The organism is Peribacillus butanolivorans, from assembly GCF_001273755.1.
GTDB classification, from domain to species: domain Bacteria; phylum Bacillota; class Bacilli; order Bacillales; family DSM-1321; genus Peribacillus; species Peribacillus butanolivorans.
In genome coordinates this window covers 321,136-347,933 of sequence record NZ_LGYA01000001.1, presented here as the reverse complement: position 1 = coordinate 347,933, position 26,798 = coordinate 321,136, and the positions used below count along the sequence as shown (strand labels likewise).

Below are 26,798 nucleotides of genomic sequence, written 5' to 3'. Positions count from 1 at the left end.
ATGGTAAGCGTACCCAATAATTGAAAGAAACACAACTTTCATTTATTCTTCCTTTCCTTCTGCTCTAAGTCAATCACTGTCCGGATCACAAACGCTGCCGGGAGAGTGTATCCAATGAACGCCTGGATTGTCGCAATCATCCTGCCCATGCCTATCGGGGCTATATCTCCATACCCTACTGAAAACATTGTCATTGCACTAAAATAAAAAGAAGTCTTCAGTTGCTCGTAAAAACTGCCGTCCAAACGATTGCCCATATCAAGAATCACCGAATGATTCTGAAGCTCGTATAATAAATAAATCAGTGCAAAACCTACTAATATCGTCGCATATAAATTGCCGAGCCACAGCATATCCTCTAGAGAAAACTTTTTTCCTCCCGACTCAACAAGAAATAACGTTCGAATGCTCATCACCATGCAAAAAATAATCCCTGCAATCAAGATGTAAAAAGTCATCCCCCACGCCTCATTTCAAAACAACCCACTCCCCCTATACATACTCCCCGTCCAAACAATATATTCTTTATTTAGGGGTCAGACCCCATTTCCCGAGACTTTTTTCCTTGTTGACCATTTTAGTCGGGATATGATAAGCTTGTCTAAATTTTTATAATAGTTTTTATTTTATAAATATTTGTTGCCTGCAGTTTAATTTACAGCGGGTTTGTGAAATTTCATATGTGGAAATAGGTTCCTAATTTTTTTAGGATTAAAAGGGAAGTCCGGTGAAATTCCGGCACGGTCCCGCCACTGTAATAGGAATGTTAGCGCTATGCAATATGCCACTGATTTTCGGATTGGGAAGGCCTGCCGCTAATAAGATTCCTAAAGTCAGGAGACCTGCCTGTTTCGACAACACTGTTTTAACCTACGGAGAATAGGGAAGTGTTAGGGACCTTATAATTTTAAGGGGTTTTTGTATACCCCTTTATTTTAAGCATTTCTAACTTTCTCTTTTGACGGTTAGGGGTGCTTTTTTTGTTGTTATTTTATTTAAAGAAAAAAGAATGTAGGAGGATGGGAATATTGAAAAGTAGTAGTTTAGGGTACCCTCGAATTGGGGAAGATCGTGAATGGAAACGCACATTAGAAGCTTACTGGTCCGGAAAAATCGATGAATCGGAGTTTACGGCACAGCTAGAAGCCATCCGTTTAGGCAACTTACAAAAGCAAAAGGACCAAGGTATTGATATTATTCCTGTCAATGACTTTACTTTATATGATCAAATGCTCGATATGTCTGTAATGTTCGGTCTTGTTCCTGAGCGTTATTCAGCCTATAAAGGCGGCACCGTTCCCCTTTCTGTATATTATTCTATGGCTCGCGGAAACAAGGATGAAGTTGCTTCTGAAATGACGAAATGGTTCAATACAAATTATCACTATATCGTTCCCGAATTAAAACAGTCACAGCTGATTTTGACAGAAAATAAACCACTTGCTTCTTATCGCGAAGCCAAAGAAAAACTAGGAATTGAAGCTAAGCCCGTGTTAGTCGGACCTTATACTTTTATTACTCTTTCTAAAGGCTACAATAAACAAGATGTACCTGGAATCGTCCTTAGTCTCCTGCCTTTATACACACAAATTCTGCAAGAGCTAGAACAAGAAGGCGTGAAGTGGGTGCAAATGGATGAACCCTCCCTTGTTTCTTCCATTTCTAAAGATGATATGCAAACTGTTACTTACTTATATGAAAAATTGAATGAAGCAGCTCCAAACTTGAACATCATGCTACAAACATACTTTGATGCGGTAGAGCACTACCAAGAGGTGATTGAATTACACGTTCAAGGGATCGGTCTTGATTTTGTCCATGATAAAGGGAAAAATCTTAGTAATCTCCAAGAATTCGGCTTCCCGAAAGACAAAGTGCTCGGTGCAGGTGTGATTGATGGGAAAAACATATGGCTTTCCGATTTATCGAAAAAGAATCAGTTGATCAAGACCATCACAAAAACCGTAGCCGAAGACCAAATTTGGCTTCAACCCTCTTGCTCCCTGCTTCATGTACCAGTAACGGTTCGTAATGAGACGGCTCTTACTAAAGATGTGCAACAGGCCCTTGCTTTTGCTGATGAGAAGCTTGAAGAAATCACTCTACTAGTTAAAGGTAGTAATCAAGGTGCCGAAGCAATTGCTGAAAAAGTAGCCGCTAACAAATTAGCACTTCAAACGTTAGCAAGTTCAAATGCGCGAAATCATAAAGACGTCCAAACTGGTGTCGAACAGGCGAAGAGTCAAACAGCCGGCCGTCAGCTGCCATTTAAAGAGCGTTATCAAAAACAACAGGAATTTTTCAAACTGCCTTTCCTTCCATCAACAACAATCGGAAGCTTTCCGCAGACGGCTGAAGTAAAACAAGCCCGCGGAAAATTCAAACGAGGGGAATGGACTGCTGCACGATATGAAACATTTGTTAACGAAGAAATCAGCAGATGGATCGATATCCAGGAAGAAATCGGCTTGGATGTTCTTGTTCACGGAGAGTTTGAACGAACAGATATGGTTGAATTTTTCGGTCATAAGCTAGGTGGATTCGTTTTCCTTGAAAAGGGATGGGTGCAATCTTACGGTTCTCGCTGCGTAAAACCCCCTGTTATCTATGGCGATGTGCATTTCATCGAGCCGATGACAGTCCGTGAAAGTGTGTACGCACAATCTCTGACTAAGAAAACAGTAAAAGGAATGCTGACAGGTCCTGTAACGATTCTAAACTGGTCATTTGTCCGTGATGATATTTCACGGGAGAATGTTTGCTACCAGTTAGCGCTTGCCTTGGAAAAAGAAGTGGGAGCGTTAGAAACTGCCGGAATCAAAATGATCCAGGTGGATGAGCCTGCCCTTAGAGAAGGTCTGCCCCTGAAAAAAAGCGACCGCGAAGAATACCTAAAATGGGCTGTGAACTCCTTCTTGATTTCTACTTCAAGTGTGGAAGATACAACGCAAATTCACACGCATATGTGTTATTGCGATTTCAACAGCTTCATGGATGTCATCTCTTCCTTGGATGCCGATGTGATTTCCATCGAAACATCTCGCAGCCACGGTGAACTTGCTTCCGCATTTGAGGAAAAAACATATGAAAAGGGCATTGGCTTAGGCGTATATGATATTCACAGCCCACGCGTTCCTGCAGTCGAGGAAATGGTCGATATGATTGAACGAGGCATCAAAGTATTAGATAAAGATCAATTTTGGATTAACCCGGACTGCGGTCTGAAAACAAGGGGCGTTCCTGAAACCGTTGCTTCTTTGAAAAATATGGTGGAAGCCGCAACAATCGTTCGCAAAAACCTATTGGTCAATCAACAGGCAAATGACTGAAAAAGGTATTGATTTTACAAACGCTAATCCTACCCGGCAGTCACGGACTTTTTTAACGGATCTTGTTTTCCCACCAGATACAAATCATCACAACACCATCTTTGGCGGTAAAGTTATGGCCTATGTAGATAAAATCGCCTGCATTTCAGCAATGCGCCATTGCCGAAAACCAGTTGTGACAGCATCAAGCGATTCCTTTGACTTTTTGGCACCAATCAAGACAGGGGATGCGATTAACCTAGAGGCCTTTGTCACCTGTGCCCATCGGACGTCGATGGAGGTATTTGTAAAAGTGGAGCGAGAGAACCTATTAACCGGTGAAAAACAGCTTACAGCCCGCGCTTTTTTAACGATGATAGCAATAGACGAAGATGGAAAACCCACCCCCGTTCCTCAGGTATTTCCGGAAACGGAAGAGGAAAAGCTGCAATTTGTACAAGCACAAGCTAGATATATTGAAAGAAAGAATAAGCGTAAATAAGAAAAATCCCTTCAACAGTATTAATGTTGAAGGGATTCTTTAGTTTCCGGCCCCGCGGTACCTTTTCACTCCCTGATTCCAAATGAAAACAGATACAGTGAAAAAGACAAGCCCGATAACCGGTGTTGCAAATGCATAAGCATACCACTCTTCTTTTCTAAGAAAATAAGAGGCTGGATACACTCCGACAAACGCGAATGGAAGCACCCATGTAAGGACAAACCGAATAACCTTGTTATAAATATCAACAGGATAGCGGCCGTAGTTCCCAATATTGTACATCATGGGCATAATTGAGGTTTTCGCATCCGACCAGAACCCAATGCTTGCAATCGCTACAAAGATGGCCGCATAAGCAAGTGCCCCGCCGACTGCAAAAATCACAAAGAGAATAGGATCATACCAGGCAAGTTCGAGATTCAATGAAGCACCTGAATAGAAAATAATGATCAAGCCGGTCACAACACCAAATAATGATTCAAGCTCAATTCTTTCCAAAATGACTTGAAAAAGGCTGTGGATCGGCCTAGTTAATATTCGGTCCATCTCACCTTTAACGATATAGCGATCATTGAAATCCCAGATATTAAAAAATGAAGAAAAAAGAGCGAATGGTATAAGGAAGAATCCGTATATAAAAATAATTTCTTCACGACTCCAACCGCTTAAAAATTGCGTATGTCCGAAAACAACTAAGATAAATACCAGATTCACGACCTGATTCAATAGGTCAGATAGAATTTCCATGAAAAAATCGGCACGGTACTGCAATCTCGTTTTCATATATTGGCTTACATATTGAAAAAACATCGATACATAGAACATCTCATCAACCCCCTTGAATAATCAGCTGTTTTTTTGCGACTATCCATAAAAGCTGAATTGGTATTATGAGAATGATGACCCAAATCAATTGCTGTAAAAGGGCCATGCCGATGTCGCCTGAGCTATAACCGTTAGTGAAAATCATGCTTGGTACATAGCTGATTCCTTGAAAAGGCAAATACTTCATTACTTCTTGCGCCCATATTGGGTAAAAACTGATTGGTAGCAACAGCCCGGAAAATAAATCAATGATGACCCTTTTTGCCCGGATTAACCCTGCGTTGTTATATAAGAAAAATGTAGTGATTCCCGTTAATAAGTTAATTTGTGTATTGATGATGAAACTGAACAGCAAGGAAATGCCGAATATTCCCCACGTTGCCGGTTCATGTGGCAATTCGATAGGAAAAATAAAAGCTACCAGCAGCATACCTGGAATGGAAAAGAAGAAGAAACGGAATATTCCCTCTCCCAGTCCTTGCATCGTTTTCATACCTAAATAGTTATAAGGTCGAATCATTTCGATGGCAACCTTGCCGTCTTTTATTTCATTAGCAATTTCACGGTCAATATTATTAAAATAAAAAGCACGCGCCATCCAGGCAACCGCTACATAGGTTGTCATCTGCATACTTGAAAGTCCTTCGATGGAGCTTTTATCCCCATATATGGCATTCCATAAGAAATAATAAGCACCAATATTGATGCTATAAATTAAAATACCGGTATAATAATCCGTTCGATACGCAAGCATCATCAAAAAACGCATGCGAATCATAGCAAGATATTTCCCCATGGTCCTCTCCCTTCTTGTCAGACACGTTGTTTCTTAATGGTACGAGAGTCAGACCGTGCCTTCTTCATAAATATTACGAACAATCTCTTCGATAGAGGTTTCATGAATTTTGACGTCCTTAATTTTAAAATGTGATACGACCGCAGAAACAAGCTGTGAAATATGATCACTTTCCTCTTTCATCATAGCCATGTAAGTTTGATGTTTTTCATCGTATACCCAGTTCGCGGTAAACGGCAGCGGTAAGGATTGCAATTCGTGTAACTCAACCGGCTCAATAAATTGAAAGTGAACCTGTTTTTCCTCCGCCCAATTATCTTTCAAACTCTGCAGTTCCCCATCATAAATAATCTGGCCTTCATCAAGCATGATTACGCGCTCACACAAAGCCTCTATGTCTCCTAAGTCATGGGTAGTCAAAAGGATTGTCGTGTTATATTTTTTATTGATTTCTTTCAAAAACTCGCGAATTTTCATTTTCACGAGCACATCAAGGCCAATCGTCGGCTCATCTAAGAACAGCAGCGGTGGATTGTGAATCAGTGCTGCAGCAAGCTCACAGCGCATCCGCTGGCCAAGTGAAAGTTTACGCACCGGTTTGTCGAGCAAAGGGCCGATATCGAGCGTCTTGATCACATGTTCCATATGGTCGTTATATTGTTCATCTGATACTTTGTAGACTTTTTTCAGCAACCGGAAGGATTCTTGAACTGCGATATCCCACCACAGCTGGGAGCGCTGACCAAATACAACCCCGATTGTCTGTGTGAACTTTTCCCGTTCTTTATGTGGATTCATGCCATTTACCGTAATTTCACCCGCTGTTGGCTCTAAAATACCTGTCAGCATTTTAATCGTTGTCGATTTCCCTGCACCATTTTCCCCGATATAAGCTACCATCTCACCCTTTTTTACAGTAAAATTAATATCGTTAACAGCAGGAACAATTTTATAATTTCTTGTAAGTAAATCGCGAAAGGCCCCTTTTAAACCAGATCGGCTTGATACCGACTTAAATTCCTTCCGCAGCTGTTTCACTTGAATTGCATCACTCATTCTATTTTTTCCTCCGTAATCTCTTGTCCTAATGAATTAGTTTATCCAACCTCAGCTTTTTAGACAATAAAAATGCCTAGATGCAAAGGACTATTTTCAGGGAAAATTTTGGCGTTGCATGAGATACATATATAAAGGAGACAAGTATGCTATGAATCTTAAACAATTATTACTATCCCAAATCGAAAAGGTCGTTATCAATCTTCGATATGATTTCCTTTACGAAGATGAATACGATGAAATATTATGCCAAGTTGTCCAAAGGGATTCCTCCGGATCGATTGAAAACACCCCCTTAAGCTTCCACTTGCATATTAATGAAGAAAAAGGAACCGGCCACCTTATCTTCTACCAAGCCCTAGGTGAAATCAAACGCCAAAGCTTTGACATCGAAAACCCTACCACCATCCTGAACATCCTATCCTTTATAACTGAAGTTTTGGGGTCAGACCCTATTTCCCAAACAAAATAAAATGCGAAGAAGCCTGCTGTTTCTAGGGTTTCAGCGTTTTTATTAGGGGCCAGACCCTATTTCCCAGCCTTTCACCCCAGATTTCTGGCCAGAAAAGTGCTATGATTAAGGGGATTATGATTGTATTTTTAGGAGGTTTTTAGATTGGATTTTAGTAATTCAGAGCTTTTACATAAAGAAGCATTGGAGCATATTGTCGGAGGGGTCAACAGCCCTTCTCGTTCTTATAAAGCAGTAGGCGGCGGTTCACCGGTAGCCATGGATCATGCCAAGGGAGCTTACTTCTGGGACGTCGATGGCAACAAGTATATCGATTATCTAGCGGCATACGGGCCGATCATCACTGGCCACGCCCACCCCCATATAACAGAGGCGATTACAAAAGCAGCTGAAACAGGTGTTTTATACGGTACGCCCACTAAACACGAAGTCAAGTTCGCCAAAATGCTGAAAGAAGCGATTCCATCCCTAGATAAAGTCCGCTTCACCAATTCAGGTACTGAATCTGTTATGTCCACCATCCGTGTGGCCCGCGCTTATACTGGACGCGACAAAATCATCAAGTTTGCCGGCTGTTACCATGGTCACTCCGATCTTGTTCTCGTAGCTGCAGGTTCAGGTCCGTCTACGCTTGGAACACCGGACTCTGCTGGTGTGCCGAAAAGTATTGCACAAGAAGTCATCACGGTGCCTTTCAATGATATCGAGCCATTTAAAGAAGCGCTTAACAAATGGGGCAATGAGATTGCTGGTGTCCTAGTCGAGCCGATTGTCGGCAACTTTGGAATCGTCGAGCCAAACCCAGGCTTCTTAGATGAAGTCATCTCTCTATCTCATGAAGCCGGTTCACTTGTTATTTTTGATGAAGTCATCACCGCTTTCCGTTTTATGTACGGTGGAGCACAGGACCTTTTGGGAATTCAGCCTGACCTGACTGCTCTTGGAAAAATAATCGGTGGAGGCCTTCCAATCGGCGCTTATGGCGGTAAAAAAGAAATCATGGAAACTGTAGCACCGCTCGGACCTGCCTACCAAGCAGGAACGATGGCAGGTAATCCAGCTTCCATGCTTTCTGGGATTGCATGCTTAGAAGTTCTAAAAGAAGAAGGTCTATACGATGAGCTTGATCGCTTAGGAAAAATCCTCGAAGAAGGTATCCTAAAAGCAGCTCGCCAATATAATGTCCCTATCACTACTAACCGCCTTAAAGGGGCTTTAACCATCTACTTCACAACAGAAAAAATTGAAAATTATGAGCAGGCAGAAAACACGGATGGCGAAATGTTCGGTAAGTTTTTCAAGCTTATGCTTCACCAAGGCATCAATTTGGCACCGTCAAAATATGAAGCTTGGTTCTTGACATTAGCTCACACAGATGATGATATCGCTTATACTCTAAAAGCGGTTGAACATGCATTCAAAAACCTAATATAAGAAATAAAAAAGCATAATTATGCAATTTTTATACACCTCCAAGATGCACATCATTCTTGGAGGTTTCTTATTTCCTTTAAATAAATCATTGAAATTGGCCTTTAAAGCATTTTTTCATAAAATTGACACTCATCCTCTCATCCAATCTATTGTATAAAAAATTGATTTCTGAATATTTAAATGATATGATATTAATACATTTATATACAATTTCTTTCAATCAATTAATAACTTAAACGTTTGTTTAAGTTTACTAATATTATCCTCGTTAAATCAAATGCTACAGGAGGTGAAAGGCAGAAAATAAGGGAAAACCTTATTCACGCCAAACATATGACTCAACAATGGACACCTGCTTCATTCAAAGAATTTTACAGAGAAGAACATGATGCCTGCGGAATTGTTTCCTGCATTGAAAAAAAGAAAATCCCAACCAACGAAAATATCTTTGCCTGTATCGACGCTTTGGTTAAAATGAACCATCGCTGCGGCTTTATTAATGGTGAAGGAGATGGCGCCGGTATTCATATTGATATTCCTAGGGCTCTCTGGAAAAAGAAGCTTGAAGCGGAAAATATCGATTCCAGCATCGTCGATCAAGATGCATTCATAGTCGGCCACTTATTTTTAAGTAATAAAACAGAAGCAAATGATTTGAAAATCGAAATCAAAGAGAAACTCCTTCAACACGGGCTTTCCTTGATCTTCGAAACAGATAAAGCATACCGTTCTGAAGCATTAGGGCCGATTGCCATTCAAGAAGACCCAGTGTTCTGGCAATTTGCCTGTTCATCCACAATCGAAAACCACCAGGAGCTTTCCAATGCTCTTTTTGAACTAACTTCCGACATCGAAAAAAGTGATTTTATCCATGTTGCTTCTCTAAGCCAGTATCATGCGGTCTACAAAGTAATGGGGGCCGGAGATACGCTTCCTGCCTATTACCATGATCTTGCTGACCCTTTAGCCGCTTCCACTATGACCCTAGGACACAATCGTTTTTCAACTAATACTCTATCAAGCTTTTTCAGGGTCCAGCCCTTCAGTGTGCTTGGACATAACGGCGAAATCAATACTATTGCCAAATTGCGTGATGAAGCAAAAATGATTGGGGTTCCGATCGCAAAAGACGGGAGTGACTCCCAGGATTTAAATAAAACAATTGAAACATTTATCTGTCGTCATGGCTACTCTCTGTTTGAGGCAATCGATCTTGTTTTCCCTCCAATTATTAATGAAATCAAGGAATATCCTGAACACTTACAAAACTTATATACGTATTTACGAGAAGCATGGGGACATTTTGCACAAGGCCCTGCTGGAATTATCTCCCGTTTTGGCGACGAAGCAGTTTTCTCTGTCGACTCTTTAGGCTTGCGTCCACTTTGGAATATTGAAACGGAAACATCCTATATGTTCACTTCTGAACCAGGTATCATTTCTTCTAATGAATATACAGGAGATCCAAAACCATTGGGTCCAGGGGAAAAAGTCGGCTTGAAATGGAACGGTGATTCTATTGAATTGTACAACTACAAAGATTTCCAGGATAAGGTGTTTGAACGTTTCAATAATCGTTTTGTTCTTTACAATGATCTAGTTCGCTTACAGCCACAGTTTTTTGAAAAAGTGGTCTCCATGACAAACACACAAGCCATTCATAACGGCCAATATAAAGCCTTTGGCTGGGAAAGAGAGCATGTTCAATTAGTCGAACAGATGGCCGAAAAAGGAGCTGAACCTATTCGTTCACTAGGTCACGATGCACCACTGGCCGCCCTCAATCCTCAGCGGACAAATATTGCAGATTTCATTAAGGAAAGTGTCGCCGTTGTAACCAACCCAGCGATCGACCGGGATCGGGAAACCGAGCACTTCTCAACAAGAACCATCATTGGGAAACGACCTTCTTTATTTGAAGCAAAAAAGGCGGGAAAAGTTACGGAGCTTCTAACTCCTTTACTAATTGAAGGATTAACAGGTTATGAATGCTCTTCTATTGTTTCGCAGCCTAGCTACGATCAATTCGTTAAATATAATCAAGATCAAAAACTAGTACATTTTATTTCAAGCACTTTTACAGAGGATGAAAGTATTCCGGGTGCATTAACCAGAATTACCGATGAAGCGGTTAACGCAATCGATGAAGGAAAAACTTTGCTCGTTTTGGATGATGCACTCGCCCATCAAAACGGAAATCTTTGGCTTGATCCACACCTTGTCACTTCAGCAGTCGATCAAGCATTAGTCAATACAGGTAAACGTAGGGATTGTTCCATTCTTTTACGTTCTGCATCACTAAGATCCCTGCATGATATCATTGTTTCTTATGGACTTGGAGCCAACTTAATCAGTCCGTATTTCATGTTCCTATCCTTATCTTCTGATGATCTTAAGGGTGTTACCAATCTATATAACTCATTGACAAAAGGACTCGAGAAAGTTATCTCCACCATCGGCATTCATGAACTACGCGGCTATGGACGACTGTTCTCAAGCATCGGCTTGCATGAAGAAATTGCCAATTATTTAAATATCGCTAACTTCTTTGGATCAAATGATTTAGACTATAACTTTGACAAAATAAAAGCCGACGCCATACAGCGTGCGGTAGATTACGATAATGAAAAAGAACGGATGGGTAAAACCTTTCATTTATTCCCAAGGATTTGGAAATCGATTGGAGAAGTTGCTTCAACCGGGGACTATGACGCTTATCGCGAAAAAATTACTGAACAAGAAGAGTCCAATCCGACAACGATTCGTCATTTAACATCCTTAAAAGCTTCCGATTCATCTGTCCCTTCCGAAGAAGTAAGTCTTTCTATCGGCGAACAGGAGCTACCATTTGTCATTGCCTCTATGTCCTTTGGATCACAAAATGAGATAGCTTTCCGGGCATACGCAGAGGCTGCCGAACGGTTAGGAATGATTAGTATGAATGGTGAAGGTGGAGAAATTAAGGATATGCTGGGCAAGTACCCGAAATCCCGCGGACAGCAGATTGCTTCCGGCCGTTTCGGTGTCAACGCAGAGCTCTTAAACTCTTCTAATCTATTAGAAATTAAAATTGGGCAGGGGGCAAAACCTGGTGAGGGCGGACATCTTCCCGGCTCGAAGGTTACCGCAAAAATTGCGGAAGCCCGGAATGCAACCATTGGTTCTGACTTAATCTCCCCTTCCAATAACCATGATATTTACTCTATTGAAGATTTGGCGCAAATGATTCATGAGTTAAAAACGGCAAACGACAAAGCCAAAGTCGCCGTTAAGGTACCAGTTGTTCCAAACATTGGTACGATTGCAGTCGGTGTCGCCAAAGCTGGAGCCGATATCATCACGCTTTCTGGTTTTGATGGCGGAACAGGTGCAGCTCGGATTCATGCACTCGAACATGTTGGTCTTCCAGTTGAGATAGGTGTGAAGGCGGCCCATAACGCGCTCCTTGAATCCGGGATTCGTCAAAACATTGAAATTTGGGCTGATGGCGGGTTAAAAAGCTCGATGGATATATTAAAATTGATGTTGCTTGGGGCAAACCGTGTCGGCTTTGGAACCCTTTCGATGATTGCAGTTGGCTGTACAACGTGCCGTGGCTGTCACCTTGATACATGCCATGTTGGAATCGCCACTCAAATCGAATCGGAAGCCCAAGCAAAAGAACATGGGCTACGCCGCTTTGTTCCTCGAAAATTTGATTTAGCGGTTCAAGGATTAACGAATATGTTCACTGCGTTTGCCAAAGAACTTAAAGCACTGACCGGATCTCTTGGTGTGAAAAATCTTCAAGATATTGTTGGTCGCTCTGATTTGCTTCAGCAAGTTAGAGGTCAACAAACACTGGATTTAACATATTTATTAAAAAACCTGGATATAACGCCATTCTCTAATAAAGAAAAAGCGACTTATTTGAACGAGGGTTCCATGCAGGTTGCTGTAGGTGCAGAATACCTGGATTCACATGTGGAAGAACTGCAGCAATCCCGCAGCTATAGCTCGATCACATCTGAGCAGCGTGTACTCGGTAGCCGGGTATCCTGCCACCGGGTCCGAGGCAGACTGGATGGATCATACAAAAAACTTCCTCCTGTTCACCTATCCTATCAGGATGGCTCGATTCCAGGTAATGGACTTGGGGCATACAATACCGAAGGCATCTCGATTAGCGTAAATGGCGGCGCCCAGGATGGAATTGGTAAAACATCGATTGGTGGAAATATCGCCATTTTTAAATCTCCTGGGAAAGATGGAAAGTTTTATAATGGATCAGTCGGTAAAGGCTTCGGATATGGCGCACAGCACGGTCTCCTTATTGCCCAAGGCGATGCCGATGCCAGGGCAGGAATCCGGCTTTCCGGAGCAGATATGATTATTGGCGGACTACTGAAGCAACCCATTCCAGCAAAGGAAACTGGAAATATTGCGGTAACTTCCAATATTAAGGGATTTGCTTTTGAATATATGACAAATGGAAGAGGATTGGTTCTAGGTGATCCAGGTCCATGGATCTGTGCAGGGATGACCGGCGGTGTCGTTTATTTACGTCAACAACCTGAAGCTGGATTAACGAAAGAAGTTATTCAAAAGCGGGTTGCAAAAGGAGCGAAAATTTCAATTGAGGCGCTTTCTAAAAAAGGTCTTCAAGACGTGACTGAACTTCTTGGAAAATACGTGTCTCTGTTAAAAAATCAAGGCCAAACAGAAGAAGCAACTTCTTTAGAGACTTTGCTTCAACACCCTAGTAAACATTTCCTTCAAGTTGTTCCCGTTAAAGAACAAGCAGATCCAGCTGTATCCACTGAGTAATAAAGAGTTCTCACTTGAAAGATACTTGGCAGCTTAAGTCTTAATATTATCGAAAAAGCTGATGCTCTTTATTTTGAGCATCAGCTTTTTCCAATCGTATACTTCTATTTACACTGCCTGAAGAGAAAGACATTTGAGGTAATTGCACGTATGATAAAATGCCTCTATTTTCTTTATACATTAGACTTAAAATTACCTATTGTAACTTTTAGGGAATTCCTGTATATTACTTTTTGTTTACTTCCTCTTATTTTAGTGTAAAGTACTAACAAATAAGTTAGAATACAACTTTAAGCAATTGTCTATATATAAGTAGAGTCTTTGTTATAAAAACCTATTACATCACAAAGAAAGGATTAACCTATATATGAAGTTTGGTGCCCGCATTCTCAAAACAGGAATTGCGATTGTTTTAGCTCTTTATCTTTCGGAACTACTTAATCTTCCTGCTCCTGTTCTTTCTGGGATTGCTGCAATTTTTGCAATACAGCCGACCATTTATCGTTCTTATCAAACGGTATTGGAACAAGTACAAGGAAATATAATCGGGGCGTTGGTAGCTGTTTCCTTCGTATTGATATTCGGAAATGACATTTTTATAATCGGCCTAGCCGTGATGGTCGTCATAACCATCAATTTAAAATTAAAAATGGATAAAACAATTGTACTTTCTATCGTGACGGTTATTGCCATTATGGAAAGTCAGCAAGGTGAATTTTTAAACTTTGCCTTTATTCGTCTCTCATCTGTTTTACTGGGGATTGTCTCTTCTTTTATCGTCAATCTTGTTTTTCTCCCACCTAAGTATGAAGCAAAGCTTTATACACGCATAACAGATGTGACGGAAGATATTTTAAAATGGATTCGAATTAGCACAAGACATGCTACTGAACACACATTATTGAAAAAAGACATCAGCAGGTTAAAAGAAGAGTTACTTGATCTAGAACATATCTATTCCATGTACAAAGAGGAACGTGAATATTTCAAAAAGAACAGTGTTGCTAAAGCCAGGAAGCTAGTTGTATATCGGCAAATGATTATCACCACAAAAAAGGCGTTTGAAACTTTGAAGAGAATTCATAAATTCGAGAATGAACTTTATCAAATGCCTGAAGATTTCCAACGGAGTATCTTACAGCAGCTTGATTCCCTAATTCGTAAGCATGAACAGCTGATATTACTGCATATCGAAAAAATTAAAGCGATTGAGGAAATTGAAGATTGGGATCAGGATTGCTTAAGTCGTAAAGAGCTTCTTGCCCACTTTTTTGAACAGCAAAATCAAGTGGACGAAATGCATGATAACTTGGGCCATCTTTCTGCCCGCCTTGTACCGTTGATTTCAGCCGTCATAGAGTATGACGAACAATTGGAGCATCTTGAAAAGCTAATTGTCAGCTTCCAGTCCTTCCATAAGGATGACAATGAAATCTCTGTCCAATATGAAGAAGATTAATAAAAAAGACGGTTCCTCGGAACCGTCTTTTTTCATTTTTCTATTTATTGTACTTCTATTCAATCTTCCAAAAGGTGTTGATCTGCTGCCTTTTCAAGCCTATCTAATTTCATTAATAAATCCTGCATCTCATCCTCTGAGAATGTGTTAAAGTTCTTACCCATTAATTGGTTATGCTCCGCAAGGACTTTACCCAAAATTTCTTCCCCGTCCTTTTTTAATTCAAGGTTAATGACTCTGCGGTCCTTTTCTGAAGGCTGCCGTTTCACATAATCCATTTCGACCAATTTATCTACAAAAACAGTAATCGCACTCGGCTTCACCGTCAAAAAGTCAGCCAGTTGAGTTGATTTAATTGACCCTTCTCTCTTTAATATCAACAATATGAAAAATTGAGGCGACGTCAATCCATAAGGCTGAAGATTTTTGACAACGATGTTCCGAAGTTTCTTCCTGATCCGAAAAATCTGCAGTTCTACACTATTGGTTACTTCCCATTTAAAATCCAGCCTTCTCACTCCTTATATAGGACAATCCTACCTTAAATTTAAATAAATGATAATGTATTGTCAAATCTACTCGTCTTTTATCTTTTACAGTCGTAGCTCTTCCCCTCAATTTTCCCATTAGGGTTTATTTACCATCAGTAACTCCGAATATATTACATGACAAAAAATAAGTAAACTGGTAAACTTTTTATTTAATAATATTAATACTTATAAAAATTAATATTTATTAAACTTAACCAATATGCTATAAACATAGAAGGCAGGTGTTAATTAGGTCACGTCAGTTTTTTATAGAAGGATCTGCAACAAATCGTGTGGCAATTTTTTAGAGCAATTCAATTGAATCACTATCAAAAATTCTTGGAGGCGAAGAACACGTGAATAAAGGACGTTTAATTTTAATCAATGTCATTGGATTAGTGGTTATTTTGGCAGTTGTAGGCGGAGGGGCTTTTTACTATTATGAAAGCACGAATTTCATCAAAACAGATGAAGCAAAAGTTACAGGAGATTTATATACGATCGTAGCTCCTGCTTCTGGAAAACTAACAGATTGGGACCTAAAAGAAGGCGACATTGTCAGTAAAGACAATAAAGTGGCTAAAGTAGCAACGGTAGAAGGTGACCAAACTGTAAAAACTTCAGCTCCAGGTACAGTTGTTAAAACACAGGTATTAGAGGATCAACTTGTCCAAGCAGGTCAAACTCTTGCACAGACCATTAATATGGAAGAACTATCGATAACAGCTAATATAGAAGAAAATAAACTGAAAAACATTGAAAAGGGTGATAGCGTCGATATAATCATCGATGGAGATCCCGATACGGTTTTCGAGGGTACATTAGAACAAATCGGTTACGCAACCACATCAGTCTTTTCAGTGATGGGTAACCAAAATAGTAGTGGAAACTATACAAAAGTCACTCAAAAGGTTCCAGTTACAATTTCCATTAAGGCTCCTTCCGATAAAGTATTACCAGGCATGAACGCCGAAGTGAAGATATCAACAAAATAATGCCAACTCAGGTTTACAGAAAGGAGGTTGGCTTAAATGGCTCCTCAAACAATCTCAGTAAATGAAAACAAAGGAATGAAACAATATGCTCCCATGTTAATCATCTTAATGCTTGGCTTGTTCATGGTCATCTTGAATCAAACCTTGCTAAGTGTCGCGATGCCAAGAATGATGGCTGAATTTAATGTCGCAGCAACTACGATTCAATGGTTATCCACTGGTTTTATGCTCGTCAATGGGGCATTGATTCCTTTGTCCGCTTTTTTAATTGAGCGTTTTGGCACGCGCGTCTTATTCCTCGCTGCCATGTTTTTATTCACAGTCGGAACTCTGATCTGTGGCATTGCACCAAACTTTCCCGTTATTCTTACAGGCCGGTTAATTCAAGCAGCTGGTGGCGGGATATTACAGCCATTAGTCATGACGATCATCCTTTTTATCTTCCCACCAGAAATGCGTGGGAAAGGAATGGGAATCTTCGGGCTCGCTATCATGTTTGCCCCTGCCATCGGTCCAACTTTATCTGGTTGGGTCATACAGGAATATAGCTGGAGAGTCATGTTCTATGCAATGGTGCCGTTTGGCATAATCATCATGACACTAGCCTTTTTAAATATGCGCAATGTGGCAGAACCTAAGAAAATCAAATTGGATATATTAGGTGCATCCTTATCTCTGATAGGTGTAGCATCCCTACTATACGGTGTCAGTGAAGCAGGTTCAAAAGGCTGGTTAGACGCTATCGTTCTAGGAACCATCATCGTTGGGCTTATCCTTATTACCCTATTTGTAGTTCAGCAGCTACAATCGGATACACCGATGCTCGATTTCCGTGTGTTTAAGTACGATATGTTCGTTTTATCAAATATTATTTCAGCTATCGTGACGGTGGCGATGTTTACCGGTATTTTCTTGTTGCCGATTTATTTACAAACGCTAAGGGGATTCACACCTGTTCAATCTGGTTTATTGATGTTACCGGGAGCACTTGTGATGATGGTGATGTCTCCTATTTCGGGAGCTTTATTTGACAAAGTCGGACCTCGTCCATTAGCACTTGTTGGTTTGATTATTACAGCAATCACAACCTTTGAATTCGCAAAGCTGACTACAGAAACGACCTATTCGACTTTGGTTATCTTCTATGCCATTCGTTCTCTTGGAATGTCTTTACTGATGATGACAATTATGACAGCTGGGATGAATCAGCTTCCAAAGCATCTGAATACACATGGTACTGCGATGAGCAATACGGTGAAACAAGTAACCGGGGCCATCGGAACAAGCTTTGTTACGACCATTTATACAACTCGTGCTACTTTTCATGGCATCACTTTAGGAACGGATATGAGTGTTAGTGATCCTGGTTTTGTGCAAAATTTCCAATCAATGGTTCAATCCATCATGAGTTCCATGAATCAAACTAGCGAACAGGCACAGGAAACCGCAATGTCACTGATTTCCACCCAAATCCAGGGTCAAGCAAACGTAATGGGAATCAATGATGCTTTCTTTTGGGCAACAGGCTTTGCAGTTGTCGGCATTGTTCTCTCACTGTTTTTGCGTGACGTTCGGAAAGACAAAACACTTAAACAAACTAAACAAGAGAAAATCGATGTACCTTTATTGCCTTCACCAGTAAAAAAATCAGTTTAACCAAATAGGGGGATAAGAATGAAGATCTATGTTATATACGACAGTGAAGGCAACCACACGAAGGCACTTGCCGAAGCAATCGCTCATGGAGCCGCTATGGTTCCTGGAGCTGAAGTTCTAATTGATCATGTAAACGAGGCGGATGTATATAAGCTTCCAGAAATGGACGCCATCATTTGGGGCTGTCCCGGACATTTCGGAACCATCAGTTCGAGTCTGAAAACCTGGATTGATAAACTAGGCTATCTATGGGCGGAAGGTAAACTAATCAATAAAGTCGGGGCTGTATTCTGTACAACGGCTACCTTACATGGCGGGCTGGAGGCTACGATGCTGAACTTGATTACTCCGATGCTTCATCAGGGGATGATCATTGTCGGTTTACCTGGTACTGTTCCTGAAAACGCATTATACGGGTCTTATTATGGTGTGGGAATCAGCTGCCCACCCGGCGTGGATGACAGCATCACCACAAAGGACTTCCAGCTTGGGGAAGCATTAGGAAAACGGGTAGCCCATGTCACCCGATCATTCATAAACGAGCTCTAGGAGGCTTGGTTCAATGGGCATAATTCTAATTATTATCGTTGCCATTTTAGCGGTTACGGGTTTAATTACTTTTAATATCAAAGCGTTATCCCCTGATGAGAAGCCGGTCGTTGAGGAAGAGCACTCTTTAGAAGAGTCCGCTTTTTCCCCAGAAATTGACCTTAGTACCGAAATCATTGTCCAAAAGGACAGGGATGAACTGAAAATGAAGGATGATGATTATCGTTTGGTGCTTTCTAATCTTCACAGTCAACTGCACTCAAACGATGATTCATCTGAAGAAAACAATCCAACCGTTCGCAAAATGAAGGATGAAGAATATCGCGGCACTTTAGAGGATTTTCAGCAATATGGCAAATAAAATAAGATCCTCGCATTGGGGTTAGACCATGTGGGGATCTTATTTTATAATTCAGAGTATAAGGGAATCTAAAGGTCTGTTGTCGCCTTTAGCTTATCCATCGACGAGTTTACTTTACTTTTTTTTCTGGTTGACAATTATTCACAGAGACTTTAAGCTAAGGTAATGCAACACCATCATTTTTAAACTCAGCTTTTGTTGAGAGACGGAATTTTAAAAGGATTTCCTTTTTTCGTTCGTCACTTGCCCTTTAGGCAGGTGGCGATTTTTATTTTTATAGGGGTGAAAAATTATGCAACTATTGAAGTATTCCATAATGGTTTTAATCGGCTCCATCTCATACGGTACATTATCCACTATGATTAAGTTTGGATTCATGGATGGCCATTCTTCCGGAGAATTAGTCGGAAGTCAATACCTGGTCGGCTGGCTGATTGTCTCTGTTTTATTTCTTTTTTCGTTTAAATATAAAGTTTCATGGAAAAGTGCCGGATTACTTTTATTCACAGGGATGATGTCCACTTTTGTCGGGAAGGCATATGCCGTCTCAGTATCAGAGCTTCCAGCTTCGATAGCCGTGGTATTTTTATTTCAGTTTACCTGGATCGGCGTCCTAATCGAAAGCTTTCTAAATAAAAGACGTCCGGATAAAAATAAACTCATTGCCATTTTCGTTCTATTTATCGGTACGTTATTAGCAGGAGCAATTTTTGGCCAGCCTCTCTCTGCACTTAGTTTTAAAGGAGTATTGTTCGGCCTTTTATCGGCGTTACTTTTTGCTCTTTATATGTATTGTAACTCTCAGTTCGCCGTTGGAGAGTCTTCCATGAAGCGGTTGTTTTTCATTGCAACAGGGGCGATGCTGACTGCTGTATTCACTACTAACCCTATCACACTTGTAACAAATCTGGTTCAAACAAACCTATGGTATTATGGTCTACTACTTGGCACGTTGGGTGTCCTTGTTCCTTTCTTTTTCTTTGCTGTCAGTATGCCGAAAGTTGGTGTCGGGCTTGGCGCGATTCTTTGTGCGGCAGAATTGCCATCCGCGATGGTCGTTTCGGTTATCTTCCTAGATGAACAAGTTACATCCCTGCAGTGGTTCGGAATGTTCTTGATTATTATCGGAATTGCCTTACCTGAGGGGATGAAGCACCTCACTAGATTTCTTCCTAATAGTAAAAGGACTTCGCACGAAAAAAGAGTATCCTAATGAATATAGCAGGTTCTTTTAACTGGAAGTATTGCAGGCTAAATTACTTTTTTTGTTTTACTTTTCACATTTAAAACAGCTGAAAATTCAACAATAAAGAGCATCGTTTTTCGATGCTCTTTTAGTATGCAAATTACATCATGAACAACTTTAACAATTTGGGAGCATTACACTTATTGTGATAGTTTTTAAATAAAAAAGAGACCATTGCACTACTGCGAAATGATCTGCTCTTTTATTTGAAATTCCTTCTGTAGTAAATCCGTAATATATACAAGGATTTCCTATATGCTATTTTACTTAAGCATCCAATTGTTGAACTTGAAATAGGTTATAGTAATGCGCTTGTTTTTTCATGAGTTCCTCATGTGTTCCGATTTCGGTAATTTCCCCATTATCAATATGAACAATCCGATCGGCATGGGTAATGGTTGATAAGCGGTGTGCTACAATGATCGTGGTCCGTTTTTTCGCCAATATATCAAGCGCTTCTTGGATATAATGTTCACTCTCTAAATCCAAGGCGGATGTTGCTTCATCCAGAACAAGGATTGGCGGGTTTTTCAAAAATACCCTCGCAATGGCAACCCGTTGCTTTTGGCCCCCGGATAATTTCACGCCCCGCTCACCCACTTTAGTTTCGTAACCGTCTTTTAAAGACGTAATGAAGTCATGAGCATTTGCTGCTTTTGCTGCTGCAAATACTTCTTCATCACTTGCCTCAGGCCGTCCCATTAGGATATTTGCCTTAACCGATTCACTAAATAAGATATTATCCTGTAGCACCATTCCGATTTTATCTCTTAGGCTGCGGACTTGATATTTCCGGATATCCGTTCCATCTAGTAATACGCTTCCCTCTGTTACATCATAGAAACGTGAAATTAAACTAACGATTGAGGATTTCCCTCCGCCACTCATTCCAACAAGTGCAATGGTTTCACCCGGTTTCACATCCAGGTTGATATGTTTTAAAACAGGTGCCTCTTTCTCATCATAAGCAAATGACACATCCTGAAACGTAATTCGGCCGTCTACCTGCTTCAGCTCTTTTGAACCAGGTTCATCATCTATATCATATTTCTCATCCACAAATTCAAAAACCCGGTCCATAGACGCCAATGTTTGTGTCATTGTCGTCGAAGAGTTAACTAATCGTCTAAGTGGATTATAAAGCCTGTCTATGAAACCGACGAAAGCTACCATAGTACCAAGCGTCAACTGATCATTAATGACTTGATATCCCGCAAAGCCAATTACTAGTAAGGGGGCAATATCTGTAATTGTATTGACGACAGCAAATGACTTAGCATTCCAACTCGTATGTTTCAGTGCCTTATCCAGGAAATTTTTATTCTGCTTCGCAAACAGTTCCTGCTCACGATCTTCAATCGCAAAGCTTTTAATAACCGACATGCCTGAAACACGTTCATGAAGATGACTCTGCACATCCGCCAACGCTTGAGACCTAACCCTTGTATAGGTTCTGAGCTTTCCAAAAAAGTGTTTGATTGAAAAAGCATAAAATGGCAGCATAATGATGGATACAATAGTTAGCTTTACGTCCATCGTGAACATAACCACTATCACAATAATAATTGTAGCGATATCTAGCCAGAGATTCATCAAACCGGTGATAACAAAGTTCTTAGTTTGTTCCACATCCGTGATCATCCTTGAGATGACCTCGCCCACTCTTGTGTTGGAATAATATTTAAAGCTTAGTTTTTGTACATGGGTAAATAAATCATTACGGATATCATATAAGATTTTTGTTCCTGTCCATTGAGCAAAATACTGCCGGTAATACTCGATGGGTGGCCTTACCGCTACAAAGATAAAAAGCATGATTCCCATAGCCCATAAAAGGCGTTCGGATTTCATATCAGTAGACAGATCACTATTGATGATGTCATCCACAATATATTTACTAAGCAAGGGAATCAACAGTGGAATCGCGAATTTTAACAGGCCAATCAATACCGTCCCGATAATCTGCCATTTATACGGCTTAACAAATTGTAAATATCTCTTAATGCTCTCCACGGGATTCCTCCATTTCTCCAAAAAATTTTGAAGAAGATTTAAGATAGTAATGCTCTAGTATTAGTTTATACTGTATAATATCGAGTTAAAGATTCCAGAAGATACACTTTCAGTTTTATTTTCCTTTTAGAAAATTAAGCTATCATTAGTCTTTCACATATTCACGTTCTCTTCCAAATATTTTATGAATAGTTCCAAAATATTCTTTTCAACAACATATTATTCAGGGGCTTTCTATAAACGGGAATCATTTCAGCATCTCGTAAGTTTAACTTTAAAACCGCAACAGTTAAAGGAATAGGGCTTACTTCTAGAAAAATAAGATGAATAACATGTATAATCTGTCGCAATGATTTGTTAGAGTACTGGGGGATACACAATAGAAAAAAAGCCTGCTAGATAAGCAGCAGGCCTTTTTACTATTATCGATAAGTTAAAAAGCGTTCATACCAACTATCAATAAATTCTGCGGAGAATGGTCCTTTTCGCTGGCGTATCATATAAATTAAATAATCTACGTTCTGTTTTAATATTTGATCGATAGCATCAGGATAATTCATCTCTTTCCTATGCCTTTCATATTCATCCTCATCCAGCAAATTAAACGTCATATCTGGGAATACTTTGATGTCCAGGTCATAATCAATGTATTTCAATGCTCCTGGGTCGTATGTGAACGGAGAACTGATGTTGCAATAATAATAAACCCCGTCCTCTCTCAACATACCAATAACATTAAACCAATACTTTGAATGAAAATAGCAAATCGCCGGCTCTCTTGTAATCCATGTCCTTCCATCTGATTCCGTCACCATAGTACGGTCATTTGCTGCTATCACCAGATTTTGGGTTCCTTTTAAAACGGTTGTCTCTTCCCAGATACGATGGATATGTCCATTATGTTTATAGCTATGAATTTGGATTTTTCCTCCTTCGGCAGGAACAATCCCCATTTATCTCTCCCTACTTTCTATAGACACCCTTTCAGCGTACTGTGCCCTATTCCGTTTGCAGTTGTTGTGTGTTTTAATATATATACTTTTTTCCATTTACCCTATATTCCTATATTATAGCGATTTATTCATAAATTTAAAACAAAAGTGGCTAATCCCCCAGTAAAAATGTGAAAAAAAGCCAAAAAAATCTGACCTTCCACTCATTTCTACTAAGAAATTAGCCAATTATTTATTGTACTGCAGCCTGTCCTTGCTGAAAATAACGAATGACCTCTTCTGTTTGCCTCTCGAACATATCATGGATACATTTCAATTCTTGCTTCTTAAGTTGAATCTCTTCCTGAATGGTAACTGCTTCACTCTCCTCTTGCAGATCAAGGAGTTGCTTCTCTATATCTTGGCATCTTTCGATTTCAGATTGTAAAAGTAAAAGCTTTTCCATCGTTTTCAACTGATTGTTTATAAGCTGATTAAATTGCTCCATGATTGCACCATCCTAATCTGTATTTTTTCTATAGTATGTATATTCTATTTTTATCTGATATCTCCTTTGACATAAAATGTAAACGTAAAGAAACATTTGTCGAATACAAAAGAAGGGAAAAAAATAAAAAGACACCCTTCAAAAGAAGGATGCCTTTTCGTATCAGCAATTAGCCTTGGCTTTTATTGCTTTGAGATTTTTGGTTTTGTTTTTTCACTTCTTGAACATTTGTTTCACTTGCAAACTCAGTACCGAATTGACCTTGAGCTTGGCCTTTATTTTGCTGAGATTGCGCATTTTGTTGTTTCACTTGTTGAACGTTTGTTTCACTTGCAAACTCAGTACCGTATTGGCCTTGACCTTGACCTTGCTGAGATTGCGCATTTTGTTGTCTCACTTGTTGTGCGTTTGTACCTGCTTGTGATTTATTGTTGTTAGCCATTAATATCACCTCCACAAATAATAAGATAACCAATATCATGGAGTGTTATCCGGCTAAAAACATTTAAATTTTACCAGTTATATTAAACAAGCAAAGAGATGCCTCCATCAACAATTAAGGTTTGTCCGCGAATCATACTTGCTCCATCGGAAATTAAGAATAGGATAGTGTTCACCATATCTTCTACCTCAACCATCCGACCAGCCGGAGTCTGTTCAGCTGCTTCAGCAAGCATTTCATCCCGATTCGGGAAAGATTTTAGCGCATCCGTATCAATCACACCGCCTGAAACGGCATTGACACAAATATTCATTGAAGCCAATTCAACAGCTAAATATCTTGTCAGTGCTTCAAGCGCCGCTTTTGATACTCCGACAGCTGTGTAATTTTTCAAATAGCGGATGGACCCAAGTGAACTGATACTTACAATTTTACCTCCGCCATTCCTTTCCATCAATTTCGCCGCTTCCTGGGCACAGAAAAGGAGGGCTTTTGTATTGATATCCATTGTCCAGTTCCAATGGGTTTCTTCAAGCTCCATTAACGGGCGCTGCACACCTGATGCAGCATTATTGATGAAGATATCCAAACGTCCATAATACGCATCGATTTCCTCAAACATGCTTTTCACTTTCGCAACGTCACCGACATTCGCTTTTACTACAAGGGCTTTACGACCCAATGCTTCAATTTCAGCCGCTACCTCTAATGCTTTTGACTTGCTCCGGGCATAATTAATAACGAGGTCGTATCCTTCCTCTGCAAGTCTTAATGCTGTGCTTCTTCCTAGACCTTTACTGCTTCCTGTAACGAGCGCTACTTTTTGTTCCATTTGTTTATTCATCCTTTCTGAGTAAACACCCATCACTTTAAAAAAGGAGTGTTACTTTTTATGTATGTTGGACGTGATATGACAGAGTTGTCGATGATGAAAAAATCGGATTGGGAAAATAGTGAACTTGCCTATTTTCATCACTCCCTTCAACAAATGGTACCTTATTTAAACCAAGAAGGACAGAGTATCCATACCGAAATCGTCAAAGAAATTGAAAATAGAGGCGGAATTAACAGACAAGAAGCCAATTACACCCATGGAACAGAAACAAGCTACGATTAATTTAACTTGATACAATTGAAAATTGAGCGAAAAAGAAGAGGGTATCTTAGCGGATAGCCTCTTTTTGAGTATAAACTATTGAGAGGAACCATTGCTGGCTTTTCATATTTATTGAGCTATCTCTCCGTAAAGATTTTTTTATAGGAAAATATAATAATTCCGCATATCAGAGCTACGCCTACAAGGGATAACAAGTAAACAGAAGGGGAAATAACTTTACCAAAGACTACTTCATTTTGAAGTGTCTCCACTTGACCCCATGCGTTTTCAATTCCTGGTTTATATTGGCTTGTTTTTATAGATCCGACTATCATCGTACTAACAAAATAAAACACATGAAGAATTATTGAACCAATAAATGCTTGAAAAACTACCTTCATTTATATGCCCCCTCCATATCCTTATATTACCATAAAAACAATGTACTATCTTATCCGGAACACACTGCTTTTTCTATTTAAATTGGTTGTATGGAGGGTATTAAAAAAACGATAACTTAATTGATACCCTCTTTATCGTTATAGGCCTTCATCATTTTTTGGTGTGAAACCGGAAACGCGAACTCCTCCATCTCCGTTTTACTCACCCACTTCAGCTGATTCTCTATTAACGTCGCTTCACTAATTTTTTCTTTGACTGTCCCGGTATACGTATCGACTTTCCAGACAAGGTGTGAAAAAACATGTTCAATTTTCACAAGCGGATCTGTAATCTCCGGTTTTACACCGTACATTTCTTGAAATCGACTTTCAAAGAATTCCCGTTTATGCTGAAGGGATGTACGGTTTTCGAAGTTTGGATATTCCCAAAGGTTTGCTAGCAATCCTTCAGATGCTCGCTTGTGAATTAAAAATTCACCTTTTTCATTCGTTAATAGCACAGCCACAATTGGTACATCACGCGTTTTTTTCTTTTGGATTTTCACCGGCAGTTCTGACTGAACCCCTGCCTCAAAGGCAAGACAGTGACTTTGAACCGGGCACAGCAGACAGGCAGGCTTACCAGGTGTGCAGATTAAAGCCCCCAGTTCCATTAAGGCCTGATTGAAAGCAGATGTATGGTTGTGATCAATCAGCTTACGAACCGCGGCTTCAAATGTTTTTCGCGTCTTTGGCTTAGCAATGTCTTCATAAATCATTAATATCCTTGATAGCACACGCATGACGTTTCCATCCACTGCAGGTTCAGGCTTGCCATAAGCTATGCTCAGAATCGCTCCAGCTGTATAAGGACCAACACCTTTTAACTTAGAAATTTCCTCGGGACTATCTGGTACAACACCATTATATGACGCCTTTACCTCTTGAACAGCACTATGCAGGTTCCTGACCCGCGAATAGTAACCGAGCCCTTCCCATGCTTTTAATATTTTTTCTTCATCGGCATTGGCAAAATCCTCAAGTGTCGGAAACCAGTCTATAAACCGGTTAAAATAAGGAATGACTGTATCCACTCGCGTTTGCTGAAGCATAATTTCTGAAACCCAAACACGGTATGGATCCTTATTTTCCCTCCATGGCAATTCTCTTTGTTCTTCGAGAAACCAGGAAACTAAATCTTTTTGAAACGCCTCGATATTTATTTTTTCTATTGTTGGGATATTTATTTCTTTCACTTCAGTTCCTCCAAAGATGTTACACTTTTATTAAAAATGGGAATACATATAGTAGGCATTCTTTTTTTTTATATCGTTCATATTTATTTTATTGTAATAGTTCACAAAAATAAGTCAAAAATATATTCATTTGATGGATAATATATAAATACGGTATGATTAAGGAAGATCTTTTT

The 26,798-nt window shown here is 39.9% G+C and carries 24 protein-coding genes and 1 riboswitch; of the genes, 12 read left to right on the top strand and 12 right to left on the bottom strand.

Annotation, left to right across the window (positions count from 1 at the left end):
• Nucleotides 1-38 precede the first annotated feature (38 nt).
• Entirely contained in the window at nt 39-458 is a 420-nt protein-coding gene (locus AKG34_RS01630) for a potassium channel family protein (RefSeq protein WP_053344503.1), read from the bottom strand.
• Nucleotides 459-673: 215 nt separating this feature from the next.
• A riboswitch (cobalamin riboswitch) is annotated at nt 674-864 on the top strand.
• 155 nt (nt 865-1,019) lie between these two features.
• On the opposite strand from AKG34_RS01630, the gene metE reads away from it, so the two are divergent.
• Nucleotides 1,020-3,329 (top strand): 5-methyltetrahydropteroyltriglutamate--homocysteine S-methyltransferase, encoded by a 2,310-nt coding sequence (gene metE, locus AKG34_RS01625; protein WP_152952227.1) that lies wholly within the window; start codon nt 1,020-1,022, stop codon nt 3,327-3,329.
• Nucleotides 3,322-3,810 (top strand): acyl-CoA thioesterase, encoded by a 489-nt coding sequence (locus AKG34_RS01620; protein WP_053344501.1) that lies wholly within the window; start codon nt 3,322-3,324, stop codon nt 3,808-3,810. Before metE ends, AKG34_RS01620 begins: the two co-directional genes overlap by 8 nt.
• A gap of 39 nt (nt 3,811-3,849) precedes the next feature.
• On the opposite strand, the gene AKG34_RS01615 is transcribed toward AKG34_RS01620, so the two are convergent.
• Genes AKG34_RS01615 through AKG34_RS01605 form a run of 3 tightly spaced genes read right to left on the bottom strand, consistent with a single transcriptional unit; the run spans nt 3,850 to nt 6,487 of the window.
• The gene (locus AKG34_RS01615) at nt 3,850-4,635 is read right to left on the bottom strand and encodes an ABC transporter permease (protein ID WP_053344500.1); all 786 of its coding nucleotides are present in this window, start codon (nt 4,633-4,635) and stop codon (nt 3,850-3,852) included.
• Nucleotides 4,636-4,639: 4 nt separating this feature from the next.
• Complete coding sequence (locus AKG34_RS01610) at nt 4,640-5,431, bottom strand: ABC transporter permease (RefSeq protein ID WP_053344499.1); 792 nt, start codon at nt 5,429-5,431, stop codon at nt 4,640-4,642.
• Nucleotides 5,432-5,479: 48 nt separating this feature from the next.
• Nucleotides 5,480-6,487: an ABC transporter ATP-binding protein gene (locus AKG34_RS01605; protein ID WP_053344498.1), complete on the bottom strand. Its 1,008-nt coding sequence runs from the start codon at nt 6,485-6,487 to the stop codon at nt 5,480-5,482.
• A 151-nt stretch (nt 6,488-6,638) separates the two neighbouring features.
• On the opposite strand from AKG34_RS01605, the gene AKG34_RS01600 reads away from it, so the two are divergent.
• The 4 genes from AKG34_RS01600 to AKG34_RS01585 all read left to right on the top strand — a co-directional run bounded on the left by AKG34_RS01600 (nt 6,639) and on the right by AKG34_RS01585 (nt 14,658).
• A complete protein-coding gene (locus AKG34_RS01600; RefSeq protein WP_053344497.1) occupies nt 6,639-6,959 on the top strand; it encodes a hypothetical protein in 321 nt (106 codons plus the stop codon).
• 144 nt (nt 6,960-7,103) lie between these two features.
• A complete protein-coding gene (locus AKG34_RS01595) occupies nt 7,104-8,393 on the top strand; it encodes a glutamate-1-semialdehyde 2,1-aminomutase (protein ID WP_053344496.1) in 1,290 nt (429 codons plus the stop codon).
• A 333-nt stretch (nt 8,394-8,726) separates the two neighbouring features.
• The gene (locus AKG34_RS01590) at nt 8,727-13,199 is read left to right on the top strand and encodes a glutamate synthase-related protein (RefSeq protein WP_053344495.1); all 4,473 of its coding nucleotides are present in this window, start codon (nt 8,727-8,729) and stop codon (nt 13,197-13,199) included.
• A gap of 367 nt (nt 13,200-13,566) precedes the next feature.
• On the top strand, nt 13,567-14,658 hold the full coding sequence (locus tag AKG34_RS01585) for an FUSC family protein (protein ID WP_053344494.1): 1,092 nt from the start codon (nt 13,567-13,569) through the stop codon (nt 14,656-14,658).
• Between the two features lie 59 nt (nt 14,659-14,717).
• On the opposite strand, the gene AKG34_RS01580 is transcribed toward AKG34_RS01585, so the two are convergent.
• A complete protein-coding gene (locus AKG34_RS01580; protein ID WP_053344493.1) occupies nt 14,718-15,176 on the bottom strand; it encodes a MarR family winged helix-turn-helix transcriptional regulator in 459 nt (152 codons plus the stop codon).
• A gap of 368 nt (nt 15,177-15,544) precedes the next feature.
• On the opposite strand from AKG34_RS01580, the gene AKG34_RS01575 reads away from it, so the two are divergent.
• The 5 genes from AKG34_RS01575 to AKG34_RS01555 all read left to right on the top strand — a co-directional run bounded on the left by AKG34_RS01575 (nt 15,545) and on the right by AKG34_RS01555 (nt 19,962).
• Nucleotides 15,545-16,183: an HlyD family secretion protein gene (locus AKG34_RS01575; protein ID WP_053344492.1), complete on the top strand. Its 639-nt coding sequence runs from the start codon at nt 15,545-15,547 to the stop codon at nt 16,181-16,183.
• Nucleotides 16,184-16,234: 51 nt separating this feature from the next.
• Nucleotides 16,235-17,839: a DHA2 family efflux MFS transporter permease subunit gene (locus AKG34_RS01570; protein WP_407946270.1), complete on the top strand. Its 1,605-nt coding sequence runs from the start codon at nt 16,235-16,237 to the stop codon at nt 17,837-17,839.
• A gap of 18 nt (nt 17,840-17,857) precedes the next feature.
• Nucleotides 17,858-18,388, top strand: a complete 531-nt coding sequence (locus AKG34_RS01565) for an NAD(P)H-dependent oxidoreductase (protein ID WP_053344490.1) — start codon at nt 17,858-17,860, stop codon at nt 18,386-18,388.
• Between the two features lie 13 nt (nt 18,389-18,401).
• Nucleotides 18,402-18,749 carry a hypothetical protein gene (locus tag AKG34_RS01560; RefSeq protein ID WP_053344489.1) on the top strand — a complete coding sequence of 116 codons (348 nt, stop codon included), beginning with the start codon at nt 18,402-18,404 and terminating at the stop codon, nt 18,747-18,749.
• A gap of 292 nt (nt 18,750-19,041) precedes the next feature.
• Nucleotides 19,042-19,962 (top strand): EamA family transporter, encoded by a 921-nt coding sequence (locus tag AKG34_RS01555; protein WP_053344488.1) that lies wholly within the window; start codon nt 19,042-19,044, stop codon nt 19,960-19,962.
• A gap of 300 nt (nt 19,963-20,262) precedes the next feature.
• Here the strand turns inward: AKG34_RS01555 and AKG34_RS01550 are convergent, their stop codons facing one another.
• From AKG34_RS01550 to fabL, 5 genes are all read right to left on the bottom strand, one after another.
• Nucleotides 20,263-22,008, bottom strand: a complete 1,746-nt coding sequence (locus AKG34_RS01550) for an ABC transporter ATP-binding protein (RefSeq protein WP_053344487.1) — start codon at nt 22,006-22,008, stop codon at nt 20,263-20,265.
• Between the two features lie 422 nt (nt 22,009-22,430).
• On the bottom strand, nt 22,431-22,961 hold the full coding sequence (gene ntdP / locus AKG34_RS01545; protein ID WP_053344486.1) for a nucleoside tri-diphosphate phosphatase: 531 nt from the start codon (nt 22,959-22,961) through the stop codon (nt 22,431-22,433).
• Nucleotides 22,962-23,193: 232 nt separating this feature from the next.
• A complete protein-coding gene (locus tag AKG34_RS01540; RefSeq protein ID WP_053344485.1) occupies nt 23,194-23,448 on the bottom strand; it encodes a YgaB family protein in 255 nt (84 codons plus the stop codon).
• A 169-nt stretch (nt 23,449-23,617) separates the two neighbouring features.
• Nucleotides 23,618-23,890 carry a gamma-type small acid-soluble spore protein gene (locus AKG34_RS01535; protein WP_053344484.1) on the bottom strand — a complete coding sequence of 91 codons (273 nt, stop codon included), beginning with the start codon at nt 23,888-23,890 and terminating at the stop codon, nt 23,618-23,620.
• Nucleotides 23,891-23,972: 82 nt separating this feature from the next.
• Nucleotides 23,973-24,722 (bottom strand): enoyl-[acyl-carrier-protein] reductase FabL, encoded by a 750-nt coding sequence (gene fabL / locus AKG34_RS01530; protein WP_053344483.1) that lies wholly within the window; start codon nt 24,720-24,722, stop codon nt 23,973-23,975.
• Between the two features lie 60 nt (nt 24,723-24,782).
• Here fabL and AKG34_RS01525 point away from each other — a divergent pair, with 60 nt between their 5' ends.
• Nucleotides 24,783-25,007, top strand: a complete 225-nt coding sequence (locus AKG34_RS01525; protein ID WP_053344482.1) for a mother cell protein YfhS — start codon at nt 24,783-24,785, stop codon at nt 25,005-25,007.
• Nucleotides 25,008-25,123: 116 nt separating this feature from the next.
• On the opposite strand, the gene AKG34_RS01520 is transcribed toward AKG34_RS01525, so the two are convergent.
• Together AKG34_RS01520 and mutY are read right to left on the bottom strand one after the other, a co-directional pair.
• Entirely contained in the window at nt 25,124-25,387 is a 264-nt protein-coding gene (locus AKG34_RS01520) for a hypothetical protein (protein ID WP_053344481.1), read from the bottom strand.
• Nucleotides 25,388-25,503: 116 nt separating this feature from the next.
• Nucleotides 25,504-26,622: an A/G-specific adenine glycosylase gene (mutY, locus tag AKG34_RS01515; protein ID WP_053344480.1), complete on the bottom strand. Its 1,119-nt coding sequence runs from the start codon at nt 26,620-26,622 to the stop codon at nt 25,504-25,506.
• Nucleotides 26,623-26,798: the final 176 nt, after the last annotated feature.

Coding starts and splice junctions, on each gene's coding strand:
- AKG34_RS01610 (WP_053344499.1), bottom strand. CDS start 5,431: ATGGGGAAATATCTTGCTATGATTCGCATGCGTTTTTTGATGATGCTT.
- metE (WP_152952227.1), top strand. CDS start 1,020: ATGGGAATATTGAAAAGTAGTAGTTTAGGGTACCCTCGAATTGGGGAA.
- AKG34_RS01590 (WP_053344495.1), top strand. CDS start 8,727: ATGACTCAACAATGGACACCTGCTTCATTCAAAGAATTTTACAGAGAA.
- AKG34_RS01535 (WP_053344484.1), bottom strand. CDS start 23,890: ATGGCTAACAACAATAAATCACAAGCAGGTACAAACGCACAACAAGTG.
- fabL (WP_053344483.1), bottom strand. CDS start 24,722: ATGGAACAAAAAGTAGCGCTCGTTACAGGAAGCAGTAAAGGTCTAGGA.
- AKG34_RS01540 (WP_053344485.1), bottom strand. CDS start 23,448: ATGGAGCAATTTAATCAGCTTATAAACAATCAGTTGAAAACGATGGAA.
- AKG34_RS01585 (WP_053344494.1), top strand. CDS start 13,567: ATGAAGTTTGGTGCCCGCATTCTCAAAACAGGAATTGCGATTGTTTTA.
- AKG34_RS01520 (WP_053344481.1), bottom strand. CDS start 25,387: ATGAAGGTAGTTTTTCAAGCATTTATTGGTTCAATAATTCTTCATGTG.
- AKG34_RS01525 (WP_053344482.1), top strand. CDS start 24,783: ATGTATGTTGGACGTGATATGACAGAGTTGTCGATGATGAAAAAATCG.
- AKG34_RS01565 (WP_053344490.1), top strand. CDS start 17,858: ATGAAGATCTATGTTATATACGACAGTGAAGGCAACCACACGAAGGCA.
- AKG34_RS01605 (WP_053344498.1), bottom strand. CDS start 6,487: ATGAGTGATGCAATTCAAGTGAAACAGCTGCGGAAGGAATTTAAGTCG.
- AKG34_RS01600 (WP_053344497.1), top strand. CDS start 6,639: ATGAATCTTAAACAATTATTACTATCCCAAATCGAAAAGGTCGTTATC.
- AKG34_RS01620 (WP_053344501.1), top strand. CDS start 3,322: ATGACTGAAAAAGGTATTGATTTTACAAACGCTAATCCTACCCGGCAG.
- AKG34_RS01615 (WP_053344500.1), bottom strand. CDS start 4,635: ATGTTCTATGTATCGATGTTTTTTCAATATGTAAGCCAATATATGAAA.
- AKG34_RS01560 (WP_053344489.1), top strand. CDS start 18,402: ATGGGCATAATTCTAATTATTATCGTTGCCATTTTAGCGGTTACGGGT.
- AKG34_RS01630 (WP_053344503.1), bottom strand. CDS start 458: ATGACTTTTTACATCTTGATTGCAGGGATTATTTTTTGCATGGTGATG.
- AKG34_RS01555 (WP_053344488.1), top strand. CDS start 19,042: ATGCAACTATTGAAGTATTCCATAATGGTTTTAATCGGCTCCATCTCA.
- ntdP (WP_053344486.1), bottom strand. CDS start 22,961: ATGGGGATTGTTCCTGCCGAAGGAGGAAAAATCCAAATTCATAGCTAT.